At 71.2% G+C, this 16,113-nt stretch carries 16 protein-coding genes; 3 read left to right on the forward strand and 13 right to left on the reverse strand.

Annotated elements, in window-relative coordinates; translation table 11 throughout:
- Nucleotides 1-113: 113 nt before the first annotated feature.
- From AB0N03_RS43965 to AB0N03_RS43990, 6 genes are read right to left on the reverse strand one after another with little or no spacing between them, the layout of a single operon-like run.
- Nucleotides 114-1,052, reverse strand: a complete 939-nt coding sequence (locus tag AB0N03_RS43965; RefSeq protein ID WP_086678753.1) for an ROK family protein — start codon at nucleotides 1,050-1,052, stop codon at nucleotides 114-116.
- Between the two features lie 15 nt (nucleotides 1,053-1,067).
- Nucleotides 1,068-1,421: a hypothetical protein gene (locus AB0N03_RS43970; protein ID WP_364385919.1), complete on the reverse strand. Its 354-nt coding sequence runs from the start codon at nucleotides 1,419-1,421 to the stop codon at nucleotides 1,068-1,070.
- A 59-nt stretch (nucleotides 1,422-1,480) separates the two neighbouring features.
- Complete coding sequence (locus tag AB0N03_RS43975; protein ID WP_364385872.1) at nucleotides 1,481-2,608, reverse strand: ArsA family ATPase; 1,128 nt, start codon at nucleotides 2,606-2,608, stop codon at nucleotides 1,481-1,483.
- 4 nt (nucleotides 2,609-2,612) lie between these two features.
- Nucleotides 2,613-3,047: an SRPBCC family protein gene (locus AB0N03_RS43980; RefSeq protein ID WP_086678751.1), complete on the reverse strand. Its 435-nt coding sequence runs from the start codon at nucleotides 3,045-3,047 to the stop codon at nucleotides 2,613-2,615.
- A gap of 27 nt (nucleotides 3,048-3,074) precedes the next feature.
- Nucleotides 3,075-3,869: a metallophosphoesterase gene (locus AB0N03_RS43985; RefSeq protein WP_364385875.1), complete on the reverse strand. Its 795-nt coding sequence runs from the start codon at nucleotides 3,867-3,869 to the stop codon at nucleotides 3,075-3,077.
- A 9-nt stretch (nucleotides 3,870-3,878) separates the two neighbouring features.
- Nucleotides 3,879-4,289 carry a polyketide cyclase / dehydrase and lipid transport gene (locus tag AB0N03_RS43990; protein WP_364385878.1) on the reverse strand — a complete coding sequence of 137 codons (411 nt, stop codon included), beginning with the start codon at nucleotides 4,287-4,289 and terminating at the stop codon, nucleotides 3,879-3,881.
- Nucleotides 4,290-4,416: 127 nt separating this feature from the next.
- Between AB0N03_RS43990 and AB0N03_RS43995 the strand changes: the two genes are divergently transcribed.
- Nucleotides 4,417-6,213 (forward strand): long-chain fatty acid--CoA ligase, encoded by a 1,797-nt coding sequence (locus AB0N03_RS43995; protein WP_364385881.1) that lies wholly within the window; start codon nucleotides 4,417-4,419, stop codon nucleotides 6,211-6,213.
- A 62-nt stretch (nucleotides 6,214-6,275) separates the two neighbouring features.
- On the opposite strand, the gene AB0N03_RS44000 is transcribed toward AB0N03_RS43995, so the two are convergent.
- The 4 genes from AB0N03_RS44000 to AB0N03_RS44015 are packed head-to-tail and all read right to left on the reverse strand — an operon-like array spanning nucleotide 6,276 to nucleotide 10,781.
- Nucleotides 6,276-7,652, reverse strand: a complete 1,377-nt coding sequence (locus tag AB0N03_RS44000; protein ID WP_364385884.1) for a GH1 family beta-glucosidase — start codon at nucleotides 7,650-7,652, stop codon at nucleotides 6,276-6,278.
- Nucleotides 7,653-7,668: 16 nt separating this feature from the next.
- Nucleotides 7,669-8,553, reverse strand: a complete 885-nt coding sequence (locus AB0N03_RS44005; RefSeq protein ID WP_364385887.1) for a carbohydrate ABC transporter permease — start codon at nucleotides 8,551-8,553, stop codon at nucleotides 7,669-7,671.
- Nucleotides 8,554-8,562: 9 nt separating this feature from the next.
- A complete protein-coding gene (locus tag AB0N03_RS44010) occupies nucleotides 8,563-9,495 on the reverse strand; it encodes a sugar ABC transporter permease (RefSeq protein ID WP_364385890.1) in 933 nt (310 codons plus the stop codon).
- Nucleotides 9,495-10,781 carry an extracellular solute-binding protein gene (locus AB0N03_RS44015; RefSeq protein WP_364385893.1) on the reverse strand — a complete coding sequence of 429 codons (1,287 nt, stop codon included), beginning with the start codon at nucleotides 10,779-10,781 and terminating at the stop codon, nucleotides 9,495-9,497. Before AB0N03_RS44015 ends, AB0N03_RS44010 begins: the two co-directional genes overlap by 1 nt.
- A 159-nt stretch (nucleotides 10,782-10,940) precedes the next feature.
- On the opposite strand from AB0N03_RS44015, the gene AB0N03_RS44020 reads away from it, so the two are divergent.
- A complete protein-coding gene (locus AB0N03_RS44020; RefSeq protein ID WP_364385896.1) occupies nucleotides 10,941-11,984 on the forward strand; it encodes a LacI family DNA-binding transcriptional regulator in 1,044 nt (347 codons plus the stop codon).
- On the opposite strand, the gene AB0N03_RS44025 is transcribed toward AB0N03_RS44020, so the two are convergent.
- The 3 genes from AB0N03_RS44025 to AB0N03_RS44035 all read right to left on the reverse strand — a co-directional run bounded on the left by AB0N03_RS44025 (nucleotide 11,974) and on the right by AB0N03_RS44035 (nucleotide 15,474).
- Nucleotides 11,974-13,080, reverse strand: a complete 1,107-nt coding sequence (locus AB0N03_RS44025) for an NAD(P)/FAD-dependent oxidoreductase (protein WP_364385899.1) — start codon at nucleotides 13,078-13,080, stop codon at nucleotides 11,974-11,976. The genes AB0N03_RS44020 and AB0N03_RS44025 overlap by 11 nt on opposite strands.
- Before the next feature lie 67 nt (nucleotides 13,081-13,147).
- Nucleotides 13,148-14,116 carry a ferritin-like domain-containing protein gene (locus AB0N03_RS44030; protein ID WP_364385901.1) on the reverse strand — a complete coding sequence of 323 codons (969 nt, stop codon included), beginning with the start codon at nucleotides 14,114-14,116 and terminating at the stop codon, nucleotides 13,148-13,150.
- Between the two features lie 116 nt (nucleotides 14,117-14,232).
- Entirely contained in the window at nucleotides 14,233-15,474 is a 1,242-nt protein-coding gene (locus AB0N03_RS44035) for an aminotransferase class I/II-fold pyridoxal phosphate-dependent enzyme (RefSeq protein WP_364385904.1), read from the reverse strand.
- 63 nt (nucleotides 15,475-15,537) lie between these two features.
- Between AB0N03_RS44035 and AB0N03_RS44040 the strand changes: the two genes are divergently transcribed.
- Complete coding sequence (locus AB0N03_RS44040; protein WP_364385907.1) at nucleotides 15,538-16,017, forward strand: hypothetical protein; 480 nt, start codon at nucleotides 15,538-15,540, stop codon at nucleotides 16,015-16,017.
- The last annotated feature ends 96 nt before the right edge of the window (nucleotides 16,018-16,113 follow it).

Below are 16,113 nucleotides of genomic sequence, written 5' to 3' on the forward strand. Positions count from 1 at the left end.
ACCCGGGGGGGGGGCTTACCCCCCCCGCTGAGCCCCCCGCCCGCGCGCCCATTTCTTACTATTCGGCCCCCCCCCCCCCCCATAGGACACCCCCCCCCCCGCGGCAGGTGGGGTCAGACCGGGGTCTTGGCCGCTTCCAGGGCCAGCGCCGCCGCGCCGACGATCGCCGTGTCGTCGCCCAGGTGGGCCGTGCGGATGCGGGCCAGCGGGCGGTGCCGGGCTCCCGTGATCGCGCCCGCGTAGTGCTCGCGGGCCTCGTCCAGGAACAGGGGTGCCGACTCCGACACTCCCCCGCCGATCACGATGATCTCCGGGTCGAACACGTCCGCCACCAGCGCCAGGCCCTCGCCGAGCCACTTGGCCAGCTCCGCCATCGCCAGCTGGGCGATCGGGTCGCCGTCGCGGGCCGCGCCGGCCACCCGGCGGCCCGTCACCGAACCCGGGTCGCCCGCGACCTGCGGGGCCAGCACCGTCGAGCGCCCCGGGTGGCGGGCCAGCAGCTCCACCGCCGTCGCCGCCAAGGCCGTTCCGCTGCAGTAGCGCTCCCAGCAGCCGTACTTGCCGCACGGGCACGGCCGCCCGCCGCGGACCACCGTCAGGTGCCCCAGCTCGGGTGCCACGCCGTACGCGCCGCGGAACAGCTTGCCGTCCAGCAGCAGGCCCGCGCCGATGCCCGTGCCCAGCGCCACCAGCGCCGCCACGTGGGCGCCGCGGGCCGCGCCGAAGCGGTGCTCGCCCACCATCGCCGCGTTGACGTCGTGCTCCAGCAGCACCGGCAGGCCGACGCGCTTCTCGATCCGGTCGGCGACCGGCGCGCCCCGCCACGCCAGGTGCGGCGCGAACATCACCGACCGGCGGTCGCGCGCCACGAACCCGGCCACGGCCAGCCCGACGCCCGCCACCTCGTGCCGGTTGCGCAGGTCCTCGATCACCCCGGAGATGGCGTCCTCGAGGGCGCCCTCCTCGCTCGGCGTCGCGACGCGTGCCGTGTCGAGCAGGGAGCCGCGCTCGTCCACCACGCCGGCCCGGACGCTCGTCCCGCCGACGTCCACCCCTATCGTCCGCACTCAGCTCTCCCGATCCGGCCGCCACTCGTCCCGCCTGCGGACGGCGATGTGCTGCACCCGCACCGACACCGAGGCGTCCGCCGGTGGTCGCGGAGTGGGCCGGAACCCGGGCATGTGCACGCCCTCGTCCGGTTCCCAGCGGTCCGCGAGCACCGCCCGGAGCAACGCCACGAGCTGCGCCAGCTGTTCCAGCAAGCGCGCGACGAATTCCGGGCGCTCACCTTGCACCACGGCGACGATCGCACACAGCGGGCACCAGCCGCACGCCGAGCCGTCCGGTTTCGCCTGGTCAGGGTCCCCGTGCCCGGCGGCGACGACGCCCTCCAGCCACGGCGCGGCCTTCTCCACGACCATCTCGACGAGCAGGCGGAGCTCCTCGGCCAGCTTCGGCCCGTCGGCCGTCGACTCTTCGCTCACCCGCGTCCCCGGTTCCCGGCCAGGCTCACGACCAGGCCGTCGGCGTCGGATTCCGCGCCGGTGATCCGGCACGGCCGCAGCGACTCCGGCAGGGCGATGAGCCTGCGGAAGCCGTCCACGGTGATCGCCAGGTCGTCGTCGACGCGGGCGAGGTCGACCTCGGTGTCCCGCCCGAGCGGGATCGCGATGCGCAGCGTGTAGCCCGCCGGCGCCGGCCGGACGCGCAGCAGGGGCGTGACCGGCGTGCCGTCGCCGTCCAGCGGGTCGCCGCCGCGGTAGAGCTCGGCGGCGATCTCCAGCAGCGCGGGCAGCCCGACCGGTTCGACCGCCCGGTGCTCGACGCGGGACACCGCCTCGAACCCGGCGGCGGCGAGTTCGGCGAGCACGGCGTCCTGCTGCGTCCGGCGCGTGCGCAGCCACGACGCCGCGCCGCCGCGCCAGAAGCCGGGCGCGGGCATCAGCCGGTTGGCGATCAGGCCGTCGACGGCGATGCCGCGCAGGGCCAGGGAGCTGAGCGTGCGCCGCGCTTCGGCGACGACCACCCGCTCCGGCGTCAGGACGAGCCGGACGGTGGTCACCGACGGCTCGGTGAGCAGCGCGCGCAAGCCGTCGAGGTGGGCGCCGAGGCGGCGCACGGAGTCCGTGACGCGGCGGTTGAACACCCGGGGCAGGTAACCGGAGACGGCTTCGGGCAGGGCGAGCAACCGCAGCGTCTCGGCGGTCGGCCCGCAGTCGACGACGATGGTCTCCCACCGCCCGTCTTCGGCCAGCCCGCGGACCTCGGTGAGGGCGAGCAGCTCGTCGACGCCGGGCAGCACGGTCAGCTCTTCGGCGTCCAAGGTGTCGAGTCCCGCGCCGGACAGGGCCGTTTGCAGCTCGGCCCGCAGCCGGTGCCAGGTGGTGTCCACCAGGGTCCGCGAGTCGATCTGCACGGCGGACAGGAGAGCGTCCACTTCGGACGGCTCGGCGCCGAGGGTGCGGCCGAAGGCGTCGCCGAGCGAGTGCGCCGGGTCGGTGGACACGACGAGCGTCTTCCTGCCGCGGGCGGCCAGGGCGGCGCCGGTCGCCGCGGCCAGCGTGGTCTTCCCGACACCCCCCTTGCCGGTGAACAGCAGGATCCGCACGCGGCTACCCCTCGGCCCGCTTCTTGAGCTCCTTCAGCGCGGTGTCCATGACCATCTTCTCGGCCTTGCGGCGCAGCAGGCCGATCATCGGGAGCGCCAGCTCGACCGACAGCGTGTACGTGACGCGGGTGCGGCCGCCGAGGTCCTCGAGCGCGTAGCGGCCGTTCTGCGCCTTCTGCATCTGACCCTTGACCAGGTGCCAGCTGACGCCGAGGCCGTCACCGTCCCAGTCGTACTCGAGGGTGTAGACGTCCTTGATCGGGCCCGCGTCGAGGGTGAGCTTGACCTGCTTGGCGCGCCCGTCACCGTCGGTGTCGAGGACCTCGGTCTGCCGGACGGCCTTGGCCCATTCCGGGTACGCGGGGAAGTCGGCGATCACGGCCATCACCCGGCTGGGCTCGGCGTCGACCTCGATGGACTGTGTGGACTGCTCGGCCATGGGACGAAGCGTAGCCGCCGCGGTCGGTCACCAGCGCAGCACGTACGGCTGCCCCGTCTCCTTGAAGTGACCGACGTTACGGCACTCGGTCAGGCCGACCCGGGCCCGCGGCGCCAGGGGCTGGTGCACGTGCCCGAACACCGACCAGCGCGGCCGCTGGGCGTGGATCAGTTCCAGCAGCGCCGTCGAGCCGATCTCGCTGCGGCGCGCGACGACGTCGTAGGTCAGCTCGGGCAGGGCCGGCGGACCGTGCGTGCAGAGGACGTCGACCTCGGTGAGCGCGGCCACGCTCGCGTCGTAGTCCTCGCGATCCCGCAGGTAGGGGCGCCAGGCAGCGCCTTTGCGGCGGCGCGGGACGACGCCGTCGGGCAGCAGCGCGCCGCCGACGAACCCGAACCGCAGGCCGCCGATCTCGGCCACCTCGCCGTCCAGGACCCGGATGCCCTCGCCCGCGAACTCGGGCCACAGCGCCGGGGTGTCGACGTTGCCGGGGGTGGCGTAGGTGGGCGCGGTCATCGCCGCGAAGAGCGCCGCGTACTGGGTGCGAATGGCCTCGTCGACGGCGCCGGCCGGGTCGTCGAGGCTCGCCCAGAGCGTCCGCGAGTAGGCAACGGTTTCGTCACGGGTGCCCTCGCGGCGCAATCGCGCGAACTCGCCGACCTTTTCGGCGCCGAACAGGGCGCCCATGATGCCCTTGTCGTGCTCCCGGTAGTCGACGAAGTCCAGCAGGTCGCCGAGCACGACCAGCGCGTCGGCCCCGTCCCCCGCCCGCTTCAGCGCGTCCGCGTTGCCGTGCACGTCCGAGACGACGTGTACCCGCACCCCTGGCCCCTACCTCTCGCCGCGCGGAGGAACGCCGGGCTCGCGCCCGTCCTCCAGGATCTCCTTGAGCCCGAGTGCGATCACCTTCGCCGCGCGGGCCCGCCGGTCGAACTCCCGGCGCAGGTCGCGTGGCGCCAGCGCCCGGGGCGTCCCGGCCGCGTCGGCGGGGGTCGCCCGCAGGAAGTAGTGCAGCAGGGTGCCGTCGAGCACCGGCTCGAGCCAGACCTCCATCGTACCGACGAGCGCGCCCCGCACGGTCCAGCGCAGACCCTTGTTTCCCCGGTCGGTGTAGACCTCCAGGACCAGGTCGGGCCAGTAGCGCCGCCAGGACGCCGGTTCGGCGAAGACCGCGGCCACGGTGGCCGGCGGAACGGCGAGGAACGTCTCGTCGACGATGTCGAGTGAGGGTGGCGCGTTCACTTGCGAAGAATGTCACGCCCTCGCCGTGCGGCGGCGATCAGCATGGTCTTAAGGTGCTCACCACGCTAAGTTGACTGGCGGGTAACAGCGGTGTCGCCTGCCGCACGCGTTGAACACGGAGGTCCACGTGCGCGAATACAGCGCTCCCGCCGGGAAGCCGGTGGCCGACGACGAGAACATGTCCGATGTCGTCTGGGCGAACGCCGAGCGGTTCTCGGACGTGGTGAGCTTCCGCCGCCAGGTCGACGGGACCTGGCTGGACATCACGGCCAAGGAGTTCGCCGGCCAGGTGCTGGCGGTGGCCAAGGGCATGGCCAAGGCCGGGATCGGCCGCGGCGACCGCGTCGCCATCATGTCCAAGACCCGCTACGAGTGGACGCTGGTCGACTTCGCGATCTGGGCGGCGGGCGCGGTGACGGTGCCGATCTACGACACCTCCTCCCCCGAACAGGTGTACTGGATCCTCTCCGACTCGGCCGCGAAGGGCGTCTTCGTCGAGACGAACGCCCACCTCGGCGCCGTCGCGGAGATCCGGGACCGGCTCACGGAGCTGGACAACACGTGGCAGTTCGACGGTGACTCCCCCGCCGTCGAAGAACTGGCCGCGCTGGGCGCTTCACTGTCCGACGACGAGCTGCACGAGCGCCGCCGTGAAGTGACCGCGGACGAGCTGGCCACGATCGTCTACACCTCGGGCACCACCGGCCGCCCCAAGGGCGTCGAGCTGACCCACCGCAACCTGCTGGCCGAGATCCGCGCCGACATCGAGGCGTTCCCGCAGCTCATGGAACAGGGCAACTCGCTGCTGGTGTTCCTGCCGCTGGCGCACGTGCTGGCCCGCGCGATCGCCGTGACGGCGCTCACCGCCCGCGTCACCCTCGGGCACACCCCCGACGTCAAGAACCTGGTCGCCGACCTGGGCACGTTCCGGCCGACGTTCGTCGTCGCGGTGCCGCGCGTGTTCGAGAAGGTCTACAACTCGGCGAAGCAGAAGGCCCACGGCGACGGCAAGGGCAAGATCTTCGACGCGGCGGAAGCCGTCGCGGTCGCCTACAGCGAGGCGCAGGACAAGGGCGGCGCCGGGGTCGCGTTGAAGCTGAAGCACCTGGCTTTCGACAAGCTCGTTTACGGCAAGCTGCGCGCGGCCCTCGGCGGCCGCTGCGTCGCCGCGGTCTCCGGCGGTGCCCCGCTCGGCGCGCGGCTCGCGCACTTCTTCCGCGGCATCGGCGTCCCGGTGTTCGAGGGCTACGGCCTGACCGAGACGTCCGCCGCGGCGAACGTCAACACCCAGACGGCGTTCCGCGTCGGCACCGTCGGCAAGCCGGTCAACGGCACGTCGGTCCGCATCGCCGACGACGGCGAGGTCATGCTCAAGGGCGACGTCGTGTTCCGGGCGTACTACAACAACCCCCAGGCCACGGCCGAATCGCTCACCGACGGCTGGTTCCACACCGGCGACCTCGGCGAGCTCGACGTCGACGGCTTCCTCAAGATCACCGGCCGCAAGAAGGAGATCATCGTGACGGCGGGCGGCAAGAACGTCGCCCCGTCCGGCCTCGAGGACTCCATCAAGGCGGCCCCGCTGGTGAGCCAGGCGATGGTGGTCGGCGACCAGCGCCCGTTCATCGCCGCGCTGGTGACGGTGGACGAGGAGTACTTCCCGTCCTGGAAGTCCCAGCACAACAAGCCTTCTTCGGCCACGGTCGCGGATCTGGCCACGGACGCCGACCTGCTCGCGGAGATCCAGGCCGCGGTCGACGAGGCGAACAAGCAGGTGTCCAAGGCCGAGGCGATCAAGAAGTTCACGGTGCTGGCCAACGACTTCACCGAAGCCGGTGGCGAGATCACGCCGAGCCTGAAGCTGAAGCGCAACGTGGTGACGAAGAACTACGCGAACGACATCGAGGGCCTGTACAAGAAGTAGCTCCAAGTTCGTGAAGGCCACCTTGAGGAACTTCAAGTTCCTCAAGGTGGCCTTCACGGCTTTCAGGGGGTGCGCTGGGCCGCGATGAAGTCGCGGTACCAGTGGTAGCTCGCCCTCGGCGTGCGCCGCTGGGTCGTGTAGTCCACGTGCACCAGGCCGAACCGGTGCTTGTACCCGTGGGCCCACTCGAAGTTGTCCAGCAGTGACCAGCAGAAGTACCCGCGCAGGTCGACGCCCGCCGCGGCCGATGCCCGGGCCGCTTCGATGTGCGAACGCAGGAACGCGACGCGCTGCTCGTCGGCGAACATGCCGCGCTCGTCGAGGACGTCCGGGTACACGCAGCCGTTTTCGGTGACATACAGCGGCGGCAGTCCCGGATAGCGGTTGTGCAGGCCGACCAAGGCTTCGGTGAGGCCGTCCGGCTCCACCGGCCAGCCCATGCCCGTGCGCGGGACGTCCGGCAGGCGCGTCGTGTCCACGCCGATGTCGGCGACCGTGCGGCGGGCCGGGTCCGGCTCGCGGTGCGGCGCGTCCGCGACGTGCAGCCGGTAGTAGTAGTTGACGCCCAGGTAGTCCAGCGGCGCGGCGATCGTCTCCAGGTCGCCGTCGTGGCGGAACGAGAAGTCCGAGACGCCGTCGAACATCACCGCCAGCCCGGGCGCGTACCGGCCGCCGAACAACGGGTCGGTGAACTGGCGCCGCAGCAGCGTGTCCTGGCGCGCCGCCGCCGCGGCGTCCGCGGCCGAGTCCGTCACCGGCACCGCGGGCGACTGGTTGAGCACGATCCCGAACCGGTGCCGCGAGGGCGCCTGCGCCCGCATCGCCCGCACCGCCAGGCCGTGGCCGAGCAGCAGGTGGTGGGCGGCGGCGAGCGCGCCGTGCCCCTCCCGCGCGCCCGGCGCGTGCCGTCCTTCGCCGTACCCCGCGACCGCGCACGGGTACGGCTCGTTCAGCGTCGTCCAGTGGTCGACGACGTCGCCGAGCTCCTCGTGCACCAGGGCCGCGTACTCGGCGAAGCGCGACGCGGTGTCGCGGGACCGCCAGCCGCCGTCGTCCTCCAGTGCCTGCGGCAGGTCCCAGTGGTACAGCGTGAGGAACGGCTCGATCCCCTGCTCCCGCACGGCTTCCACGAGCTGCCGGTAGAAGCCGATCCCCTTCGCCGAGACGCCCCCGCGGCCGGACGGCTGGATCCGCGGCCAGGAGACCGAGAACCGGTAGGAGTCGACGCCCAGCGCGGCGAGCAGGGCGAGGTCGCGGGGCCAGCGGTGGTAGTGGTCCGCCGCCGGCTCGCCGGTGTCGCCCCCGGCGATCGCGCCGGGCACCGCCGCGAAGGTGTCCCAAATGGACGGTCCACGGCCGTCCGCGGTGGTCGCACCTTCGATCTGGAACGCCGAGGTGGCGACGCCCCAGCGGAAGCCGGGCGGGAAACTGGTGGTCACGGTCAACTCCGGGAGGTCAGCCCTTGAGCGCGCCCTGCATGATGCCGCCGACGATCTGGCGGCCGAACAGCAGGAACACGAGGAGGACGGGGACGGTGCCGATGGTGGCGGCGGTGAGCACGAGCGTGTAGTCGGTGGTGTAGCCGCTGGCCAGGCTGGACAGTGCGGTCTGGACGGTCGGGTTCTCCGGCACCAGCACGACCAGCGGCCAGAAGAAGTCGTTCCAGGCCTGCATGAACGTGAACAGCCCGAGCACCGCCGCGGCCGGGCGGGCGGCCGGCAGCGCGACGTGCCAGAACAGCCGCAGCGAGTTGCAGCCGTCCATCCGCCCGGCTTCGAGGAGTTCCAGCGGCAGCGCCCGTTCGAAGTACTGGCGCATGAAGAACACGCCGAACGCGGTGACCAGGCCGGGCACGATCACCGCCTGCAGCTGCCCGGCCCAGCCGAAGTCGGCCATCATCATGTAGAGCGGCACGACGCCCAGCTCGGTCGGGATCGCCTGGGTGGCGACCACGAGCAGCAGCAACATGGTCCGGCCGCGGAACTTCAGCTTGGCGAAGGCGAACCCGGCCAGCGTCGAGAACAGCACCACGGACACGGTGATCGTGCCCGCGACGATCATCGAGTTCCCCAGCGCCAGCGCGAACTCCGACTCGTCGAAGACGCGGGCGATGTTCTCGAACAGGTGCCCGCCCGGCACGAGCACCGGCGGCACGCTGCCGACGGCCTCCGTCGTCTGCGAAGACACGACGAACGACCAGTACACGGGGAACGCCGAGCCGGCCAGGATCGCGATCAGCGCGGCGTAGGTCCACGGGCTCGCGACCCGGCGCACGATGCGCCGGGCCCGCCCGGGGGCCGCCGGCGGCGCGGGCGCGGCCGGCGTCAGCACGGTGGTCATGTCGGCTCCTCAGTCCGTTTGGATGCGCCGGGTCACCAGGTACGACAGGCCCGCGACGAGCATCGTGACGACGGCCAGGATCAGCGCGATCGCCGAGCTGTAACCGAAGTCGTACTTGGTGAAGCCCTGCTCGTAGAGGTAGAGCGCGGCGGTCTGGAACTGCCGGTCCGAGCCGCCGGTGGCCGCGGCCGTGCCCGGGTTGAACAGCAGCGGCTCGGCGAGCAGCCGCATGTTCCCGGTCGTCGCGATCACCGTCGAGAAGATGATCTGCGGCCGCAGCAACGGCACGGTGATCCGCCAGAACTGCTGCCACCCCTTCGCGCCGTCGAGGGTGGCCGCCTCGTACATGGTCGAGGGGATCGCCTGCATCGACGCCAGGAAGATCAGCGCGTGGTAGCCGGTCCAGCGCCACACCACCATCGCCGCGATGGCGGTGTGCGAGCTGGCCGTGCCGGCCTGCCAGTCGACGTGCCCGCCGCCGAACCAGCTCAAGCCCCAGTTCACCAGCCCGAAGTCCCGGCCGAAGAGCTGCGCGAAGATGATCGTCACCGCCGCCACCGAGGTGATGTTCGGCAGGATCATCCCCATCCGGAACAGCGTCCGCCCGCGCAGCCTGCGGTTGAGCAGGTGCGCGATGCCGAGCGCGAACAAGATCTGCGGGATCGTGGTCAGCAGCCACAGGCTGACCGTGTTCCCCATCGCGTTCCAGAAGTACGGGTCGTGGAACAGCAGCTGCTCGTAGTTGCCGAACCCGATGAACGTCGCGCCCTCGGCGTCGAGCAGGTTCCGCTTCTGCAGCGACACGAAAGCCGTGTAGAGCAGCGGGAACAGCCCGAAGACGCCGAAGATCAGGAAGTACGGGCTGATGAAGCCGAACGGCGACAGCTTGACGTCCCACTTGTACCGCCGGTCGGCGAAGGACAGCGTTTTCACCGCGGCCATTACTTGATCTTCGCCACGTCACCGACCAGCTGCTGCCACGACGCGGTGCCGTCCTGCTTGCCCTGCTCGACGCGCTGCATCGCGTTGCCGAACTCCGTCTGGACGTCGCCGGCCTTCGGGCCCTGGTGCTGCGGGTTCAGCTTCTTCGCGGCGTCGGTGAAGAGCTTGCCGACGGGTGCGTCGTGGAAGAACGGGTTGGTGTAGCCGGTGATCTTGGGGTCGTCGTAGAGCGACGGCGTCGAGGGCAGCAGGCCCTGGCTGGTGAAGACCTTCGCCTGCTGCTCGGGCGCGGTCAGCCACGCGGCGAGGTCGGCGGCTTCCTTGGTGTGCTTGCCCTGCTTGGGCACGGTCAGGTACGAGCCGCCCCAGTTGCCGCCGCCGCCGGGCACGCTCGCGACGTCCCACTTGCCCGAGGTGTCCGGCGCCTGGTCCTTGATCTTGGTCATCATCCAGGCGGGGCAGGTGACGGTGGCGAACTGGCCCTGGGTGAAGCCGGTGTTCCAGGTCGGGGTGCTGTAGAGCAGGCCGGCGGAGAGGTTCGCCTTGACGGCGTCGACGACCTGGTCCCAGCCGGTGCGCAGCGCCGGGTTGCTGTCGACGACGAGCTGGTCGCTCTGGTCGTAGTAGCCGACCGGCGCCTGGCCGAAGATCGCGTTGAGCACGGTCGGGCCGCCGTCCATCCACTTGACGCCGCTCGGCGCCTTGGCCTGGAAGCGCTTGCCGGCGTCGAAGAAGGCCTGCCAGGTCGGCCAGAGCGCGGAGACGGCGTCGCGGTCGGCAGGCAGCTGCGCCTGCTCGAACAGGTCACGTCGGTAGCAGATGGCCAGGCCGCCGACGTCGGTGCCGTAACCGATCTGCTGCCCGCCCTTGGCCAGCGACGCCGACCACTTCCAGCCCAGCCAGCGGTCCTTGAGCTTGTCGCCGCCGACGGTGTTGAGGTCGACGAACTTGTCCGGCGTCGCTTTGAACTGGGCGACGTACCCGGTGTCGATCGCTTCGATGTCCGCGGCGCCGCCGCCGGTGGCCAGGTGCGCGGCGAGGTTCTTGTGGTGGTCGGAGTAGGCCGCGGTCCGCTCGGTGATCTCGATGTCCGGGTGCGCCGCCTGGTACTCCTTGATCAGGTCGGTGTAGCCGAAGTTGCCGAAGAGGCCGAGGCTGAGCTTGACCTTCCCGCCGCCGCCGGCGTCGCTGCTCCCGCAGGCGCTCAGCGCGGTGACCGCGGCGAGGCCGGCGCACACCGCGCCGGCGATCAGGCGGAACCGGCGGGTTGTCGTTTTCGGGCGCATGAGATCTCCGTTGTTCTGCGGGCCGATCGGAAAACGCGGACCCATGAGAGCGCTCCCAGCCCGGATCCGTCAAGTAACGAAATCGTAACGCACCTGCGGGTTTTCGCAGACAGAGATCATATGCTAAGAATGTAACCGGTTACAGTACAGGAGGTCACCATGGTCACGGCCCGCGAGATCGCCCAGCTCTGCGGGGTTTCGGTCGCGACCGTGTCGCGGGTCTTCAACCGCCCCGCCACGGTGAGCGCGACGACACGGGAAAACGTCGAGCGCGTCGCCCGGGAATTCGACTTCTCGCCGAACGAGTCGGCGCGGGCACTGTCGCGGCAGCGCTCGGCGATGGTCGGGCTGGTCTGGGACACCGACCACCGGCGGCCCGGCTGGCGGCACCCGTTCCTGCAGGATCTGTTGCTGGGCCTCAAGTCCGCGCTCAGCTCGCACGGCTACCACCTGCTGCTGCTCGCCACGAGCGACGACGCCCGCGACCGCAACCCGGGCGTGTCCCTGGCCGACCCGATCGCGTACGTCGGCATGACCCGGCGGCACCACCTGGCCGGGCTGGTGCTGATCGACAGCGGGACCGACGCCGACGCGTTCGCCACGTTCGCCCAGTCCGGGCTGCCGTGCGTCGCGGTCGACGTGGCCCTGTCGGGCCCACGGGCGACCTACGTGACCTCGGACAACGCGGCGGGCGCGGCCGAAGCCGTCCGGCACCTGGCCGCACTGGGCCACGACCGGATCGCGACGATCACCGGCCCCCGCGGCAACGCTCCGGCCGCGGCCCGCACCGAGGGCTACCGGCGCGGGCTGGCCGAGGCCGGGCTACCGGCGCGCGAGGACTTCGTGGTCACCGGGGACTTCTACCGCGAGAGCGGGTTCGTCGGGATGCGGCGGCTGCTGGCCCGCAAGGACCCGCCGACAGCGGTGTTCGCGGCCAGCGACGAGATGGCGGTCGGCGCCCTGCTGGCGGCCCGCGCGGCCGGCTTGTCGGTACCGGCGGACCTGGCCGTCGTCGGCTTCGACGACATCGAGGTGGCGTCCCTGGTGGACCCGGCGCTCACGACGGTGGCCCAGGACAAACCGGGCTTCGGCACCGCGGCGGCGGGCGCGCTGCTGGCCATGATCGACAATACGGGCGTCCCGGAACCCGTGCACCTGCCGACAAAACTGGTGGTCCGCGACTCGTGCGGCGCTACGCGGTGATCGTCGCGTCCCAGTCGATGTGGTGTGCGTAGAGCCAGCCCGGCTTTTCGCCGACGTCGCCACCCGCGCTCGACTTCACCAGCTTCTCGACGCGCTCGCGCCGCAGCCCCTCGTACGCGGCGAAAGCCGCCTTCGAATCCGGCAGGTCGCGAATACATCGCGCCAGGATCACGCCGTCCTCCATGGCCATCGACGCGCCCTGCGCCGCGGCCGGCGAAGCCGCGTGGGCCGCGTCGCCGACGAGGACCATCTCCGGAATCGACCAGACGCGCGTCTCGGGGACGTCGTAGGAGTGGCCGCCGAACAGCTCGTCGCCCGTCGCCGCGATGATTTCGGCGCAGGGCAACGGTTCCCCGGCGAACGCCGCGTGCGCGAACTCGCGCCAGCCGGCCGGGGTGACGGCCGCGATCTCCTCGCGGGACCGCTCGGGGTCGGGGATGCGGGCGAACCAGAACGTGGCGCCGTCCGGGTCGGTCGTGAAGCCGAACGCGGCCTTGCTGCCGCGGACCATCCGGTAGATCCCGGGCGCCGACGGCAAGCCGGCCGCGCGCGTGTAGCCCCAGACGACGGTCAGCCCGGTGTAGCGCGGCTCGCCGGCCGCCGGGTCGATGAGCCGCCGGACGACCGAGCGCAGGCCGTCGGCACCGACCAGGATGTCCCCGGTGTCGGTGGTGCCGTCGGCGAACTCGGCCGTGACGCCGTCCGGGCCGGGTTTCGCGCTCACCAGGCGATTGCCGCGCTCGATCGGCACGCCCCGGCGCGCGGCTTCGTCCTGCAGGACGCGGTAGAGCGTCGCGCGGGTCAGCGTGCGCGGATTGTCGACGCCTTCGGTGTCGAACTCCCGCCGTCCCACGGTTTCCCCGTTCGAAGCGACGAGCTCGACGCCGTACGCGGCGAAGGACGCGTCGATCACCGGCCGGTCGGCGCCGATCGCGCGCAGGGCGTCCATGCCGTTGTGCATGAGCGTGAGGAACGCGCCGATGTCGTCCCCGCCGGCCGGGTAGGCCTCGAAGACGACCGGGTCGTGCCCCGCGAGCTTCGCCGCCATCGCCGTGACCGTGCCGGAGATCCCGCCACCCGCGACCAGTACTCGCACCGTGCTCCCCCTCGTGGACTCCGCGTGCCGCCGGTCACGACGTTACCGTGACGGCGGCACGCGGGGCTCACTCCTTGGCGCCACTGGTGGCGATGTCGCCGTTGAGGCCGCGCGGGTAGAAACCGCCCGAGGAGACCTTGTCCGGGTTGAGGTAGGCGATGTTGAGCACGCGGTCGGCGGAGCGGCCGAACGCGATGCCGTTCGCGTCCGCGGGGACGAGGTTGGCCTTGCCGTCCTTGAGCACGCCTTCGTCGTCGTCGGCCTTGCCGTCGAGGCTGTCGCGGGCGTCGGAGATCTTGTTCGTGACGTCGCCGAGGCCGCGTTCGAACAGCTGTCCGCGCACGATGCCCGCGTGGTAGGCCTCGACCGCGAGGATGCCCGCCGCCGCGTCGAGGAACGTCTTGTTGTTCACCAGCGGCGCCGCGCCCTTGTAGGCCGACACGCCGACGTCTTCGAAGAGGAACGCGGCGAGCAGGAAGTTGTTCTCGCTCGCGAACGGGTCGAAGGTCTGGCCTTCCTTGATCACCCCCGCGGCCTGCATGGCGGCGGTGAAGCTGTTCTGGAAGTCGATCTCCGGCTGCGCGACGGCGGCCTTGTCGAGCGCCTTGCGCAGGAAGGTGACGTGGGCGACCTCGTCGCCGGCGATCTCCTGGATGATCTGCTTGGTGTGCTCGCTCTTGAACTTCACGGCGTGGCCGCCGGAGACCTTGCCGAGGTTGCCGACGCCGTTGACGTACTTCTCGTTCAGCCCGTAGCCGTAGACGGCGAACGAGTACAGGTTCGCCTCGAGGTACTCCAGGTTGAGCGCGAAGTTCAGCACCGCGGCGTCGCTGGCGGCGGCGTCCTGCGCGTTCTGTTCCGGGTACTGCGAAGTCGCGCCCGCCGAGCCGAGGCCCAGCGACAGCGCGGTTCCGAGCGCGCCGGCACCCGCGACGCCGAGCCCCGCCGCTCCCGCAGCCTTGAGGAAGCGGCGGCGGTCGGTCGCGTTCTCCGCGCTGCGCTCGACGAGCTGCTGTGTGTAGCGTTTTCCGAACACCGGGGGACGTCCTCTCGTGACGAGTTCGTCCACCTCACCCAACGGTCATACGTACCTGGACGGCCCCCGGCTCGGTCAAATCGGAAAAAAGTTCTTCCCGTTTCTGTCTTCGCAGGTCAAGCGCGTTCGGCCGCGGCGAGCCGGACGCACACGGCGAGCGCGCGGACGGCCTCCTCGACGTCGGCGAGCACCGGGAAGGTCGGCGCGATGCGGATGACCGCGTCGGCCGGGTCGTCGCCGTGCGGGTGGGTCGCCCCGGCCGGGGTCAGCGCGACGCCGGCCTCCTTCGCCAGCCGCACGACCTCCTTCGCGGTGCCTTCGGGCACGGTCAGCGACACGAAGTACCCGCCGGTCGGCTTGGTCCAGGAGGCCAGGTCCGAGAGTTCTTCGGTGAGGATCCGGTCGACGGCCGCGAACTTCGGGCCGATGATCTCGGCGTGCTTGCGCATGTGCGCGCGGACGCCGTCCTCGTCCTTGAGGAAGTGGGCGTGCCGCAGCTGGTTGACCTTGTCCGGGCCGATGGTGCGCTTGCCGATGTTGCCGACCCACCAGGCGAGGTTGGCCTCGGACGCGCCGAAGAAGCCGACGCCCGAGCCGGCGTGGGTGATCTTCGAGGTCGAGCCGAAGACGAAGACGCGGTCGGCGTTCCCGGCCTCGGTGGCCAGCGCGAGGACGTCGGCCAGCGCCGGCTCGTCGTCGGTCAGGTGGTGCACGGCGTAGGCGTTGTCCCAGAAGATCCGGAAGTCGGGCGCCGCGGTGGTCATGGTGGCGAGCCGCCGGACGACGTCGTCACTGAACGTGACGCCGGTCGGGTTGCTGTACTTCGGCACGCACCAGATGCCCTTGATGGCGGGGTCCTCGGCGACCAGCGTCTCGACGGCGTCCATGTCCGGGCCCTCGGCGGTCATCGCGACCGGGACCAGCTCGATGCCGAAGCGCTCGGTGAGCGCGAAGTGGCGGTCGTAGCCCGGGACGGGGGCGAGGAACTTCAGGGTCGGCTCGTCGGCCCAGCGGCGCTCGGCGCCGGGCAGCTTCGACAGCAGCGCCTGGACGACGGCGTCGTGCATGAGCTCGAGGCTGGAGTTGCCGGCGGCGAGCAACTGCCCGGCCGGGACCTGCAGGGCGCCCGCGAAGATGCGGCGCAGCTCCGGCAGGCCCTTGAGGCCGCCGTAGTTGCGGACGTCGGTTCCGTCCTCGGCCTTGAAGGTGCCGCCGCCGGGGAGGGTCAGCAGGCCGTTCGCGAGGTCGAGCTGCTCCGGGGAGGGCTTGCCGCGGGTGATGTCGAGGGAGAGGCCGCGGTCGACCAGGGCCGCGTAGTCGCGGCGGGCCGTGTCGACGTCGACGGAAGCAGTGGTCATGGCGTCAACGCTAAACCCGGCGTCGATACCATTTCGGGGCGGGTCCTGGCTAGGGTGGTTGGTGTGCATTTGGTAGTCCACGCCGACCAGCGGCAGTTCTCGTTGCGCGACTCCGCTTCCCGCCTGGACGGCAGCGGCTGGACGGCGCTCGCGGTGGAGTCGCACCGGATCGGGCCGGAGCCGGGCGGCATCGCGATCGCCACGGCCCGGTCGGACCTGGTGGAGTCGTCGGTGACGACGTTCCCTTCGGCACCGCCCGTGGCCGCCGACGCGGAGCACGTCGTGGAAGCGGATCTTCCGGTTCCCAGCGGGAAGATCGTGGTTTCCGGGCCCGCGGACTATCCCTCGCAGGAAAAATTGCTGGGGGTGCTGCCGGGGCTTTACCGGGCGAGGGTGTCGTACGTGCCGGCCGGCCCGCCGCCGGTCGACTGGAACGACCACGAGTACGGGGAGCATTACCGGTACGTGGTGGAGCTGTGGCCGGCGTCATCGGAGTCGGACGTCGAGGTGCTGAAGCAGGGCGCTTCCGTCTGGGACGGCTAGGTGTATTGACCACGGAGGTTGGGTACGGGGCGACACGTGATCGGATGATCTTGGCGTGAGGGAGGGCCTCCGGGTTCGGTGTGGATTGCGACATCT

Source organism: Amycolatopsis sp. NPDC051061 (genome assembly GCF_040682935.1).
In the GTDB taxonomy this organism is placed as follows: Bacteria; Actinomycetota; Actinomycetes; order Mycobacteriales; family Pseudonocardiaceae; genus Amycolatopsis.

Coding starts and splice junctions, on each gene's coding strand:
- AB0N03_RS43970 (WP_364385919.1), bottom strand. CDS start 1,421: ATGGTCGTGGAGAAGGCCGCGCCGTGGCTGGAGGGCGTCGTCGCCGCC.
- AB0N03_RS43980 (WP_086678751.1), bottom strand. CDS start 3,047: ATGGCCGAGCAGTCCACACAGTCCATCGAGGTCGACGCCGAGCCCAGC.
- AB0N03_RS44005 (WP_364385887.1), bottom strand. CDS start 8,553: ATGACCACCGTGCTGACGCCGGCCGCGCCCGCGCCGCCGGCGGCCCCC.
- AB0N03_RS44010 (WP_364385890.1), bottom strand. CDS start 9,495: ATGGCCGCGGTGAAAACGCTGTCCTTCGCCGACCGGCGGTACAAGTGG.
- AB0N03_RS44015 (WP_364385893.1), bottom strand. CDS start 10,781: ATGCGCCCGAAAACGACAACCCGCCGGTTCCGCCTGATCGCCGGCGCG.
- AB0N03_RS44020 (WP_364385896.1), top strand. CDS start 10,941: ATGGTCACGGCCCGCGAGATCGCCCAGCTCTGCGGGGTTTCGGTCGCG.
- AB0N03_RS44035 (WP_364385904.1), bottom strand. CDS start 15,474: ATGACCACTGCTTCCGTCGACGTCGACACGGCCCGCCGCGACTACGCG.